The 13106-nt window shown below is 68.4% G+C and carries 9 protein-coding genes and 2 pseudogenes; 5 read left to right on the top strand and 6 right to left on the bottom strand.

Annotated features, from left to right (window positions below):
- Window positions 1-51: 51 nt before the first annotated feature.
- Entirely contained in the window at window positions 52-1530 is a 1479-nt protein-coding gene (locus tag AC0QSG_RS14975) for an MDR family MFS transporter (RefSeq protein ID WP_475375968.1), read from the bottom strand.
- Window positions 1531-1789: 259 nt separating this feature from the next.
- Between AC0QSG_RS14975 and AC0QSG_RS14970 the strand changes: the two genes are divergently transcribed.
- Window positions 1790-2329, top strand: a complete 540-nt coding sequence (locus AC0QSG_RS14970; RefSeq protein WP_435728769.1) for an NUDIX hydrolase family protein — start codon at window positions 1790-1792, stop codon at window positions 2327-2329.
- A gap of 7 nt (window positions 2330-2336) precedes the next feature.
- Entirely contained in the window at window positions 2337-3227 is an 891-nt protein-coding gene (locus AC0QSG_RS14965) for a DUF6707 family protein (protein WP_435728770.1), read from the top strand.
- A 265-nt stretch (window positions 3228-3492) separates the two neighbouring features.
- Here the strand turns inward: AC0QSG_RS14965 and AC0QSG_RS14960 are convergent, their stop codons facing one another.
- The gene (locus AC0QSG_RS14960; protein WP_475375142.1) at window positions 3493-4887 is read right to left on the bottom strand and encodes an IS1380 family transposase; all 1395 of its coding nucleotides are present in this window, start codon (window positions 4885-4887) and stop codon (window positions 3493-3495) included.
- Window positions 4888-5370: 483 nt separating this feature from the next.
- On the opposite strand from AC0QSG_RS14960, the gene AC0QSG_RS14955 reads away from it, so the two are divergent.
- Window positions 5371-7710, top strand: coding sequence for an HNH endonuclease signature motif containing protein (locus AC0QSG_RS14955; protein WP_475375967.1), 2340 nt, complete (start codon window positions 5371-5373; stop codon window positions 7708-7710).
- Here the strand turns inward: AC0QSG_RS14955 and AC0QSG_RS14950 are convergent.
- Window positions 7707-8780 carry an FUSC family protein gene (locus AC0QSG_RS14950; RefSeq protein WP_475375966.1) on the bottom strand — a complete coding sequence of 358 codons (1074 nt, stop codon included), beginning with the start codon at window positions 8778-8780 and terminating at the stop codon, window positions 7707-7709. The two genes, AC0QSG_RS14955 and AC0QSG_RS14950, sit on opposite strands and share 4 nt — an antisense overlap.
- 194 nt (window positions 8781-8974) lie before the next feature.
- On the opposite strand from AC0QSG_RS14950, the gene tgt reads away from it, so the two are divergent.
- A complete protein-coding gene (tgt, locus tag AC0QSG_RS14945; protein ID WP_475377326.1) occupies window positions 8975-10288 on the top strand; it encodes a tRNA guanosine(34) transglycosylase Tgt in 1314 nt (437 codons plus the stop codon).
- Here tgt and AC0QSG_RS14940 read toward each other — a convergent pair.
- The 3 genes and pseudogenes from AC0QSG_RS14940 to AC0QSG_RS14930 form a co-directional block, all read right to left on the bottom strand.
- Window positions 10285-10794 (bottom strand): hypothetical protein, encoded by a 510-nt coding sequence (locus AC0QSG_RS14940; protein ID WP_475375965.1) that lies wholly within the window; start codon window positions 10792-10794, stop codon window positions 10285-10287. The genes tgt and AC0QSG_RS14940 overlap by 4 nt on opposite strands.
- Window positions 10795-10839: 45 nt before the next feature.
- The gene (locus AC0QSG_RS14935) at window positions 10840-11448 is read right to left on the bottom strand and encodes a DUF4126 domain-containing protein (RefSeq protein ID WP_435728668.1); all 609 of its coding nucleotides are present in this window, start codon (window positions 11446-11448) and stop codon (window positions 10840-10842) included.
- Window positions 11421-12170: pseudogene (locus tag AC0QSG_RS14930) on the bottom strand (queuosine precursor transporter). The gene AC0QSG_RS14935 and the pseudogene AC0QSG_RS14930 overlap by 28 nt, the downstream one beginning before the upstream one ends.
- 97 nt (window positions 12171-12267) lie before the next feature.
- Between AC0QSG_RS14930 and AC0QSG_RS14925 the strand changes: the two are divergent.
- Window positions 12268-13003: pseudogene (locus tag AC0QSG_RS14925) on the top strand (bifunctional hydroxymethylpyrimidine kinase/phosphomethylpyrimidine kinase).
- The last annotated feature ends 103 nt before the right edge of the window (window positions 13004-13106 follow it).

Below are 13106 nucleotides of genomic sequence, written 5' to 3'. Positions count from 1 at the left end.
GCGGGGGTTGCCTACCTTCGTCGAAACGTGGAGCGCGGTGGAGCGGCGCGGCTACTCGCCGGACGGGTCCTCCACCGTGGACTTGCCAAGGAGGGTGGCCAGGAAAACGACGCCGAGACTGACGATCGCCGCCGTCAGGAACCCGGCGCGGAACCCGTCCACCTGCGCCGTGATCGGGCCCGCACCCGCGGCGGCCGGAAGCGCGGTCGACGACGCCATGATGCCCACCAGCAGGGCCGTACCGGCGGCACCGCCGAGCTGCTGCAGCGTGCTGAGCACCGCGGAGCCGTGCGAATGCAGGTGGTGCGGCAGCGGGTTCAGGCCCGAGGTGAACGCCGGGGTGAACAGGAACGCGAAGGCCAGCGACATCAGCAGGTGCATCGTCACCAACATCCAGATCGGCGTTTCAGGCGTCAGCCGCGAGTATGCGAAGAGCACCAGGGCGAGCAGAACCGATCCGGGGATCATCAGCGGGCGCGGGCCCACGCGGTCGTACACCCGGCCGACGAACGGTGCCAGCAGACCCATCAGGAGTCCCCCCGGCAGCAGCAACAGCCCCGTGCCCAAGGTATCCAACCCGCGCACGTTCTGCAGGTAGATCGGAAGCAGGATGATGACGCCGAACAGCGCCACCATGGCCAGCACCATCAGCAACAGCGCCACGGTGAACGGACGGTAGGTGAAGGGCCGGAGGTCCAGGACGGCCCGGTCGCTGCGCTGCAAACGCAGCTGCAGCAGCGTGAAGGCGGCCAGGCACAGCAGGGCCACGACCAGCGCGACGATGGCACCGGCGTCGGGCCCCTGTGCCGCGGCGCCGTCGTGTCCTCCGCCGATCCGGCTCAGGCCGTACACGAGGCCGCCGAAACCTGGAATGGACAGCAGGACGGAAGGGATGGAGAAGGGCATGTCGCCGGCGTCGGCCTTGGGATCGAGCCGGGGTGCGCCGATCAGGAGCGCGGCGACGGCGATCGGGAGCACCAGCAGGAACATGAAGCGCCACTCGAGGAACTGCAGGATCAGGCCGGAAATCGTCGGTCCCACGGCCGGGGCCACGGAAATAACAATGCTGACGTTGCCCATCATGGCGCCGCGTCGGGACGGCGGCACCAGGTTCAGGATGGTGGTCATCAGCAGCGGCAGCATGATCGCCGTGCCGCTGGCCTGGACCACGCGGGCTCCGAGCAATACCTCGAACCCGGGGGCCAAACCCGCCAGCAGCGTTCCGGCGGAAAATAGCCCCATGGCGAGGACGAAGACCCTGCGGACGGAGAACCGCTGCAGCAGATACCCGGTGGTCGGGATGACCACGGCCATCGTGAGCATAAAGGCCGTGGCGAGCCACTGCACGGTGTCCGCCGAGACGTCGAAGGCGACCATCAGCCGCGGCAGTGCCACGTTCATGATGGTCTCGTTGAGGATGACCACGAAGGAGGCGACCAGCAGCACGCCGATCGTGGTACGGGACGAGGCCGTCAGTCTCCTCGGGTCGGCAAGCGCGGCCGCTGGGGTGGGGCTGCTCGTGTTCTGCACGGATGTTCCTGTCCGGAAAGGGACCCGCCGGTGGGCGGGTTCGAAAGGGCGGGGCTGAGGCTGGGAAGCGGCTGCCCGAGCGATTGCCCACTGCGGGACCGGGGCGGGGCCGGCGGCGGGCCGGCCGCCGTCGTTCCGCGGCAATCTAGCGTAACCCCCGGGGCGTCCGCGGTATTCCGCGGTGTTCGCTTCCGGGGCAATCCGTCCGCGGGCGGGATGGGGGCGTGCCCTGACCGCCGTGATGGGATAAACATGACGTATGAACGTGCGCACCCCCGATCCATACCCCGGCTGGCTCTCCGACGAGGACCTCTACGAGGCCCGGCAGCGCCTTCCCATCCTGTATGTGGAGGCGATCCCGGTGCGCCTGGACCCGCTGGGCTACGTCAACGAGATCGGCCTGCTGTACACGGCGGACGCAGAGGGCCAGTTCACCCGGACGCTTGTCTCCGGACGGGTGCTGTACCGCGAGACCATCCGCGCGGCGTTGGTCCGGCACATGGAGAAGGACCTCGGTCCAATGGCCATGCCACAGTTGCCCGCCAGCCCCGTGCCGTTCACGATCGCCGAGTACTTCCCCTCCCCCTCGGAGACCGGCCTCACCGACGACCGGCAGCACGCGGTCTCCCTCGCCTACATCATCCCTGTGCGCGGCGAGTGCAGCCCCCGCCAGGATGCCCTCGAGCTCACCTGGCTGAGTCCCGAGGACGCAATGAGCCCCGACGTGCAGGACGAGTTTCAGGGCGGACGCGGCAACCTGATCCGGCAGGCGCTGGCCCACGTCGGCTGGTGCCGGTAGGAGCGTCGTGGAGCAGACTCACATTAGGTCCGTACGCGCCGAGAAGGTCGCGCCCGGCAACCGTTTCATCACGCGCACGGGCGCACCGAGCCTCCCCGTCACCGGATTGCGCACCGTCCAGGACAGCTTCGGGACGCCCGCCTACATCGAGGCAACGTTGGAGAGCGGACAGACCGTCACCATCGCCTGCGGGTCGACGCTGCGCGTCCACACCACGGAGCCCCCGCCAGAGGCGACGTTGGACGAGCTCACAGTGATTCCTGTCGAGGAGGGTTCGCCCGAATCGGTGCTCATCTCAATTGCCCGTGAGTATCCGTGGGACCAGCGCGTGCTGGCGCCGGTTGCGCGGTTGAGCCGGGGATTCAACGCCAAGGCCGGCGCGCAGCTTGAAGACGTCCGCGATTTGGCCCACCTCCTGCTGGTCGAGCTCGACGACCGCACGAACGCCTGGCGCGCACTGGGCATCCTCACCGAACTGCCGTTCGACGGCAACTTCGGCCGCTGGAAGAGCATCCAGGGCGCCCTCGCCATGGCGGCTTTCCTCGCGGAGGACGACGGCGATGCGGCCTCCGCGCGGAACTACGCCGAGGCGCTGCGTGCCACGGACCACTTCGAGGAAGACCCGCTGAAGTCCAAACTGACCGCCGAGGTGCGCCAGCGCCAGATGGATTCGCCGAACCTCTTCGACCGCGAGATCCACCGTGCGGCGGCGGCTACCGACACCGCGGCGGAACACGAGTGGCGCACGCAACGACTGGACGCACTCTTCCACCTCCGTGCGCACGGAGGCTCGCGCACGCTCGACGCGGACGAGCTCGGGCGGATGATCCGTCACGAACTGGACGTCCTGCGCTCGGGCGATGCGGACCGCGGCGCCGGGGACCAGTCGAGTTCGTAGGCGAATAGGCGTGCGCGGTTGAGAGTGGTTTCTGCTGGATCAAGCCGCTTGTCGGCGCCTCGTGGCTGACCCGTAAACGAGGCTCCGGCGCTCCGGCGCTTGGGCCGCCTTAGCCTCGATCCACCGATGCGTGGTGAGTGATAGATCGTTTACGTGAACTTTTGAGTTACGTGGTTTTGGGTGTCGTTGATGTCCCGGCCTCGCTGCCGGTGGTGTTCCACGTTGTTTTTCCGGTAGTGCCGCGGTACGGCTGACTGGTCGGTTTTCAGGAAGGTTGTGGTGGTGCGTTCACTGCGGTGAAGAGTCGTTCCCACGCCGATTGCCAGGGCCATGCCTCGGGTAGGCGTAAGCGGATTCTTCGGCCACTGGAGGCGATTCGGGCCGGGACGTTGACGAGCTTGGCCCGGATTGTTGCGGTCCTGGCTTTGGTGAACTTCCCAGCGGCCAGGACGCCCGCGGTCCGGGCGAGGTTGTAGGCCATTACGGCCAGCGCCAGCCAGGCGGAGTTCGCCCCGAAGTGCCCGGATGGAAGGTGTGCCAGGGCACTGTTTTTCAGGTCGGCGTTGACTTGTTCGATGATGGCGTGTTTGCGGTGGGCCGCATCCGCGGCGACTGTGTCCAGAACGTCGTTGGTGACGGTGGTGAAGAACGCGTGGAACCGATGCGCCTGGAACAGGGTCGGCTGGCCGACTCCGGATTGCGGGTTCAGCTCGGGTATGCGGCGCACGACGAGGCGTCCGGTGACTTGTTCGCCCTTCTTGCGGGAGGTGAACGCGGTGAAGGATGTTTCGGCGACTTCCGCGCGGGAAATCCAGGCGCCGGCGTCCTCGTCGAAGACCGCGTCGGTGTATTCGATGGTTGTCCACGCGGAGTCCTCGATGCCGGCGATGGCGCGTTTCACTGCCTGGTCCATGCGCACGGTTACCGAGATATCGGCCCTGGCGGCCAGGGCGGCGGATACCGGCGCGTGGCCGTAGTAGGCCGAATCGAAGCGGCAGAGCACCGGGGCCCCCTCACGGATGCGCCCCAACGTGGACAGGGCATCGGCAACCAGCCGCCTGGCGCCGCGGGCCGAGTTCGCCGCGCCCTTGCGCAACCGTTGGGCCAAAACGATCGGGGCGGCGTCCTTCGTGGAGGCGGTGGCCAGGAGGGCGTTCAGTCCCCGCACCCCGGAGTAGCCGTAGCCCGATCCCTGTTTCTGGTAGCCGTGGACCTCGATGATCGTGTCGTCGACATCGACGAAGACGAAGCCGGGGTCCGAGGGGTTTCCCAGTGGTGCTGCCCTGTCGGCGAGGTTGACCAGGAAGCGGGAGGCAACCGCGTCGATCTGGCGGACGTGTCCGAAGGTAAAGGACCGCAGGAACGAACCCAGAGTCGAGGGAGCATAGGCGGAGCTGAAGATCCGTTTGGTACCGCCGTGGCGCAGCACTGCCATGTCGTCGATGGAATCCGCCCCGGCGGTCATCCCGGCCACCAGCGAGGTGACCTTCAAGCCGGCGTTCGCGCCCTTGTCCGTGGGCACAGTGAGCCGCGCGTCGGCCAGTTCGCGCAAGCCCGCGTCCCTGGCCAATCCGAGGATCGGCACCAGCCCCGCGGCAGACACGAGGTTGGGCTCGTCGAAGGAAACTGACACGGCGGAGGGACTGTGGGAAACTTGCACCTGCGAGATGCCCTTCTGATTCAGGAAACTTGTTCTGTGGTAAGTCCAATTTTCCCTGAAAAGACGGGCATCTCCTCATTAATGACGTCCTACCCCACCCGAGCCCGTCGGTGGATCAAGGCTTAGTCGGAGGGTCGTCTCGGTCGGAGGCTTTTCTGCACCGGAGCCCGTCGGCTCCAGTCCCGATTCCTTGGTGCGGCGGGGGTTGTTCCTCCACGGTCCCGAATGAGTGGGAAATTAGCATCTCTTTTCCCCAAATGGTGTCTTGGGGTCTATTCTGTCGTATCTGTTTTCTAGTGTTGGTGTATGGACGGGAAGCGGGATTCGGAGAGTGGCCGGGGGGACGCGCGGGGCGCGGTCCCGGGCCCTGGCGGGTCCGAAGGCTCCGCATCCACCGGGTCCGCGGGTGGCGCGGCGCCTGCCGCGGATTCCGGTTCCGCCCGGCCTTCGGGGTCTGCCGGGGAGCCTGGCGGGACGGGGCTGGTGGAGCCGGTCGAGGCGGTGGAGGGCGTGTCGGCGGAGCATGCGTTGTTCGTGGGTGGGCGGTTGCGGGTGGTGGATCCGGGGGCGCTGACGTTGGAGGAGGCGGTGTTGCTGACCCGCGAGGGCGCCCGGCGGCGTGCGGGGCTGGACGCGGACGAGGTGCGGTTGCGGGCCGCGGCCGTGGAGGCGGTCCACCGCGAGCGGTTGGCGGAGCTCACCGAACTGGCCAGGACCTCCCGGGGCGTCTACCGGCCGTGGGCGGAGCGGTTGCGCGCGGAGTTCGCCGAGACGGACCCGAAGGTGGATTGGTGGGCGACGGCGGCCGCGGCGACCGAACTGGCCCCGGCGACCGGAACGTCCGAGGCGACGATGCAGGCGCGCGTCGCCCACGCGATCGAGCTCACCACCCACCGGAAGGCGTCCCTTACCGCGCTGGGGAACGGGGAGCTGGGGTTCGGGCACCTGCGGGTGATCCTGGAGGCCTGCGAGGCCGTCCAGCCCGCCGCGGTCCCCCCTCCGGGGAACGGGGCGGACCCGGCCGTGGTGGAGCGGTACCGGCGGGACGTGGCGGCGGAGGTGGAGTTGATGGAGGCGCAGCGGGACTGGTTGGAGGCCGAGCTGCTGGCCTTCGCCCCCGGACGCACCCCGGCGGATTTGGGGAAGAAGGCCCGGCGGGTGCAGGCGAAGATGGGTCCGGGGGTGCTGCGGGAGCGGGTGAAGGCCGCCGGGGAAAAGCGCGGGGTCTGGGTCGAACCCGGAACGGACGGGAGGTCTCGGATGCACGCCGAGCTCCACGCGGTGGACGCGGTGGCGATGATGGACCGGATCCAACGCATCGCCACGACCCTGCACCGCGTCCAGGGCGAGGAGCGGACCATGGCGCAGCTGCGCGCCGACGTCCTGGCCGCCCTGGTGCTGGGCACCGAGGACGGGGACACGTGGGCGAACATCAAGGCCGAGATCATGGTCCTGCTCCCGCACGACGTCCTCACCGGCGACGCCGGCACCCTCCTGGAAACCACCCTCGCCGCCATGGACGCCATGGACGCCACGGACGCCACGGACGACGCCGGGAACGCCGATAGCGCGGGCGCCACCGACGACGCCGACGACGCGGACGGCGCGGACGGCGCGGACGCCACGGGCGCTCCCTCCGGCGCTGGCGGCGGAGGCGGCGCTGGCCGCCCCACCGGCGTTCCTCCCCACCGCACGGCCGGGACGGCCCCGCCTGGCGATCGAGGCGGCAGGGACGGAGCGTCGTTCGGGGGCAGGGACGCTGCCGGCGGCGGGGCCGTCCATGGCGCAGACGCCGCCGGCGACAGGGCCGCCGACGGTGGTGACGGCGCTGCCGTCGCCCACGAGCGGGGTGTCGGGGCGTGCGGGGCTGATGGGGCGGTCGGCGGCGAAGGAACCCGCGGGGGTGGCGCCGCGGACATTCCGGCGGGCACCCGCCCGGCGCAGGCCCGCGGTCCGGCCACGGCCACGGCCCCTGCCAGGGCGTCTGAAACGACCCCGGACGCCGAAACCGCGGACGGACCGGCCACGGCAAACGAAACAACCACCACGGACACCGCGGCCACCGAGACCGGCGATCCGGACGCCGCGGCCGCAGACGCCGACCCGGCGGACGGCGCCAAACCCGGCGCGGGACCCGGCGCCGGACCCGGTGCGGGATCCGGCGGGGTTCCCGGTGGCGGTCCCGAGGTGTGCGAACTGGCCGGATACGGCCCGATCGACCCCGGCGCCGCACTGCACCTGGCCCGGCTTGCCGCGACGTGGGCGACGCTCTACGCCTCCCCCGACGGCACCGCGATCGTCGCCATGGGACGGGCCCGCTACCGACCCACCGAACCGATGCGCCGGATGCTCACCGCCCGGGACCCCTACTGCACCCACATCGGCTGCGCGCGCGTGGACTCCGAAAACGACCACATCACCGAATGGCAGGACGGCGGAACCACCGACCTGGACAACCTCGCCCCGCGCTGCCCGAAACACCACAAGATGAAAACCGTCGGACTCTGGCAAACCCTCACCACCGGAAACGGCTCCATCACCCACACCTCGCCGGCCGGATTCACCTACAACACCGACACCGAAATCCCCTGGCAAACCACCAAATCACCCCCGCCGCCCGGCGGCCGAAGCGATCGTGGCCCGGACCCCCACAACGGCGGAATCCGAACCGAGCACCAAGCCGAAGCCGAAGAATCCTGGCGACGATCACTGGCCGAACTCCGCCAAAAAACCGACACCAACCAACCCCAACCAACGGACCCAGAACCGGAGCCGGACGCCGCGTCACCCGAGAGCGCCGCCGACGACGAACCACCGTTCTAGACAGCGGCCAGTCCCTCGCTACGGCGCATGCGATTCCCGTAGGCCGATCCGCCCAGGACCACCGCCACCCCGATCATCGCGCCGATAACGGTCTCCACCATGCGGTCGTACACGAGCGATGGGCCCAAGCCGGCGGCGAGGGATGTTCCCACCAACGCCAGAGGAGTCACGCAAACCTGCGCCCAGAAGTAGTTGCGGGCAATCAGCAGTTCCGCGCAGAACTGCATGACGCCGATGAACAGGACCACCCCCCACGGCCCCGGGTTCACCAGAATGACACCGGCCATGACCACCAGCCCGGCAACCGTCCCCAGGATCCTGTGGAAGCCACGCGCCACACGGTGTCGGGTAGTGTGGCCGGCAAGCGGCACGACGGCGGCCACCATCGCCCAGTATCCGTGCCCCACGTTCAGTGGATCCGACAGGAGCGTCGCCACAGCTCCGGCGATGCCGGCCGCCAGCACGTAGCCGACTGACTCGATCCAGATCGCCCTGCGGACGTTGGGCGACAACGGCTCCGGCGCGGTGCGGACCCAGCCAGTGCGACGTGCGGGAAGCACCCAGCTGCACACCCCGATGAGCACGCACAGGAGAACAACGGCGGCGGATGTGCCGACCGCCTCGATAAACCGCGGGACCTCGGGTATCGATGCAATGGCGGCGAAGGCAAAGATGTGGAACAGCGAACCGCCCGGCCGGATGCGGAGAAAACCCGTGGCAAGCGAGCAAGCCCAGGCCACAAGCGTGGTCAGCGCGACGAGCGTCCATGAACCGACCCCCGTGCCGTGTTCGACCAGGAACGCCGAGGAAGCCCACCCGAAAACGATGACGGTCAGCAACAACAGGCCCGAACGAACCTGCGCCGCAACCCTGTCCCGGTGAGTTGGCGCGCGCCCATAGATACCCGTGAACGCGGCAAAAATGGCGAAGACCGCCAAATCCAGTCGGTCCAGCCCCATGAGCAGAACCAGCGGAAGGAACACGCCGAGGGCCGCCCGCGAGGCGATCAGGTGGTCCCGGTCCGACGGCCCAAGCGTGAACATCTGGCGCCAGTGAAGCGGGTTGCTCATCGGTCCCTCTCCGGTGTGTAACGGCTCGTCCATTTCCACCCTAAGCGCGGATCCGAGCGACGGGCTCCTGGGGCACGTGAGACCGCCGTATCTGTGACGGAGGAGACTGCCGCTTTGTGTCGCGCACCGCCGGCTCGGGCACCGATACCGGCTACGGCAGAAGCAGGGGCGTTCCGGCGCCGCGCGGTTCCGGAATGCGGCAAACTGGTTGGGTGCCTGAATCCATCCCGTCGCCCACCGCAACCCTGCCTACCCATCCGCGGCAGGCGGACTTCACCTTCGAGGTTGGCGCGCGCCTGACGGCACCGGACGGTTCGCCACTGGCGGGACGGACCGGCACCATCTCCACCCCGCACGGAGAGATCCGGACTCCGGCGTTCATCGCCGTCGGAACCAAGGCCACCGTCAAGGCCGTACTGCCGGAATCGGTCCGGGAACTCGGCGCCCAGGCGGTACTGGCGAATGCGTACCACCTCTACCTCCAGCCTGGCGCGGACATCCTCGACGCGGCAGGCGGCCTCGGCACCTTCATGAACTGGCCCGGCCCCACCTTCACCGACTCCGGAGGGTTCCAAGTCATGAGCCTGGGCTCGGGCTTCAAGAAGGTCATCGACATGGGCACCGCCGACCAGTCAGGTGCGGACGACGCCGTCGCGCCCGGCAAGGAACGCCTCGCCAACGTGGACGACGACGGCGTCTGGTTCAAGTCGCACCTCAACGGCGACATGCACCGCTTCACGCCGGAGATCTCCATGGGTGTCCAGCACCGGATCGGGGCGGACATCATGTTCGCGTTCGACGAGCTCACCACGCTGCACAACTCGCGCGCGTACCAGAAGGAGTCGCTGGAACGGACCCGCCTGTGGGCCGAGCGCTGCATCGCCGAGCACTTCCGGCTAACCGGCGAGCGGAAGGACAAGCCGTACCAAGCCCTGTTCGGAGTCATCCAGGGCGCGCAGTTCGAGGACCTCCGGCGGAAGGCGTGCGCCGACCTGGGCGCGATGCCGTTCGACGGCTACGGGATCGGCGGCGCCCTGGAAAAAGAGAACCTGGGGACCATCGTCGGCTGGTGCGCCGACGTGCTGCCCGAGGACAAGCCGCGCCACCTGCTGGGCATCTCGGAGCCAGACGACATGTTCACCGCCATCGAAAACGGCGCCGACACCTTCGACTGCGTCTCCCCCACGCGCGTGGCCAGAAATTCCGCGTTCTACACCCCCCACGGCCGGTTCAACCTCTCCGGCCGGCGATACCGGGACGACTTCACCCCTCTCCAGGAGGGTTGCGACTGCTACGCCTGCGCGAACTACACGCGCGCCTACATCCACCACCTGTACAAGGCGAAGGAGCTACTTAGCCACACGCTGATCTCCATCCACAACGAGCGATTCGTGGTGCGCCTGGTCGACGACGCTCGCCGCGCCATCAAGGACGGTACGTTCTTCGAACTCAAGGAACGGACGCTGGCCGCGTATTACGCCAAGGAGCCGGACCCGCAGGGCCTCTAGGACACCTCATCCTCCGGCGGGACAGCCTCGTGGTGCGGTCGTCCGCGGCTGCGGCGGCTTTCCTTCATCTCCGCTTCGAAAAGGTGCCGCTTGCCGTCGAGGAGCTCGTCGCGCGCCCACCTCTCCATGTCCTTGAACGCCGCGTAGTAGTTGTCGTCGTAGTCCTCCACGATTTGGAACGTCCAGCGCCCGTGGATGACGTTGCGTCCCACGATCTCCTCGTCCACCCGCGCTGCAAGGTCGGTGTGGCCGGCGTCGCGGAGCAGTTGGACGGCCTCGCCGAGTGCCAAGTCGGCGGTGCCGGTCAGCCGATGGAAGCCGTAGAGGAGGCCTCGGGCGTGCTCGACAACCTCGAGCGCTTCGGAGACCTTTCCGAGGGCCTCCACCGTTGCGTCGGTGGCGCCCGGCGGACGGACGTGTTCGGCGTCCGGCCCGTCGGCGGGCTGTCCTGGGGTGGGATTGCCATTCCGATTGTCGTTCTGGGCGTGTTCGGGTTTCTCAGCCATGGTCTAGATCATGGCAAGGTTCTCCGCGTTTGTATGCCCTTGGAGTCAGGCCGCCGAGCGCTGCCACGGCGCCCCCGGCGTGTTGGGGCGCCTGAACCTGCGGACGATCCAGACCGCGAGACCGGCGAGGGCAAGTAGGAGGACAAGCACCAAGACCGGCAGGAAGAGCGCCGCCGCCACCAGACCAAGGGCCGCGCCGTCCTCCGCTGTGCTGACGATCGGCGCCGCGGTTCCCACGGTGGTCGCGTTCAGGATGGGGCGGGAGGTCATCTTCACCAGATGCACCACGAGGGCGATGCCGACGCCGATGACGACGGGAATCCACTGGTCGCCGGCGAAGAAGGAATCCGGGTCGGACACCGTCACGGTTTCAGCGCCTATGCCCGAGGCGAAGACCACTCCGCCGGCAGCCGGGCGCACCAGCGTTTGCACCCAGTCGTTAATGCTGTCCACCACCGGGATCTTGTCCGCCACAACCTCGAGCACCAGGAGCACGCCGAGGATCCCCAGCATCCAGTCGTTGGACAGCCATTCCCAGCCGACGGGTAGGCTGACCAGCGACGTGAACCGGTCGAGCAGCCCCAGCGCGAGCATGGGGATGTAGGCGTTCAGCCCGGCCGCCGAGCTCAGGCCGGCCGCAGTGAGGAATTCCATAGGCTCAGGGTAGTCTCAGCGCCGGGACCCGCCAGCGCGTCGTAGGCCTCTTGAACGACGCCGTAGGTCGGTTCGCGCCGCTTGAACCAGGCGATCACCCGGTCGTGGCGGGGACGAGGACGAACTCGACGCCGGTCTTGTACGGGAACCCAACGACCACGTAGTTCGTGAAGGTGCCGGGGTCGCTGATGCCGATGACGGGCGCCGCGATGGCGCAGAAGATCAGCGTGTCGGAGAACTCGCCGACGCCCGTGGAGCCCATGAGCCGGATGACCAGGCGCTCCTCCCCGAAGCGCGCCTTCATCCGGACGAGGACCCACGAGTTCAAGGGTCTGCCCGACGGCGAAGCCCAACAGGGACGCCGCGACGATCTGCCAGATGGGTCCTAGCGTGCGCGTGAGGGCTTCCTGCCCGTCGTACCACTCTGCCGCGGGCAGGGCGATGATGATCCAGAAGCACAGGGCGGAGAGGGCGAACGTCGTCACGATGGCGCGCCGGGCCGCCTTGAAGCCGTACACCTCGCTGATGACGTCTCCCAAAATCTAGGCGAGGGGGAAGAGGAAGAAGCCGCCGTCGGTGACGATCGGGCCGAACGTCACGCCTTTCGAGGCTCCGACGTTGAGCAGCACCACCACCACGGCCATCAGGGCCAGCACGATGGAGAAGTGGGGGCTGCCTGCGGTGGGGTTTCCCCTTCTGTAGGTGGCGACAGGGTAGGTAATTCGACCCCGCGGGCGATTGGACCTCGGATGTGATTCGACCCAAATTCCTCCCACACGCCCACGGTCGCCATCCGAGACGCCACTCCTAAATGGACGGATGACCGCCACGGACCACGCCACCGCATCCGCCATCACCCTCACCATCGCCGGTTCGGAAACCACCGGCGGCGCGGGGGCGCGGGCTGACCTGAAAACGTTCCAGCAACTGGGTGTCTACGGCATCACCGCCCTGACCTGCATCGTCTCGTTCAACCCGCGCGACAACTGGGACCACCGCTTCGTTCCCATCGAACCGCACGTGATCGCCGACCAGCTCGAGGCCATCCAGCCCTGCTACTCCGGCAGCCTCGAGACGGTGAAGCTCGGCATGTTGGGCAGTCCCGCCACCATCGACACGGTCGCCGCCGCGCTCGGCACGCAAAAGTGGCGCCACGTGGTGCTGGACCCCGTCCTGATCTGCAAGGGCCAGGAACCAGGGCACGCGCTGGACACCGACCAGGCGCTCAAAATCGACTTGCTGCCGCTGGCCACGTTCGTCACCCCCAACCACTTCGAGGCGGAGTCGCTCTCCGGCATCGCGATCGAGGACGTGCAGGACCTCGAGCGCGCCGCGCGCATCATCCACGAGGCGAGCGGCGCCGTCGTGCTCGCGAAGGGCGGCGTGCGAGTCCCGGGACCGGACGCCGTCGACGTCTATTACGACGGCGAGCGCGCCGAGGTGCTCAGCGCGCCGGGCAGCGCGCACCGCCAAGGCGTTCGTCACGGAGGGCATCGCGAACCGCGTCCCCTCGATCGCGCCGTTCGACGCCCTCTGGCAGGGCGGCCCCCGCTAGATGCACGGCCCGCACTCCGACCGGAGCCCGGACCCGGCCGGCCCGGTCCGCGCGTTGCCATCGCTTGACGCGTGGGAGCCCCCGTGATCAGGTGGGACGGTAA

The organism is Arthrobacter sp. LT660 (assembly GCF_056172845.1).
This window is presented reverse-complemented; position numbering and strand designations above follow the sequence as displayed.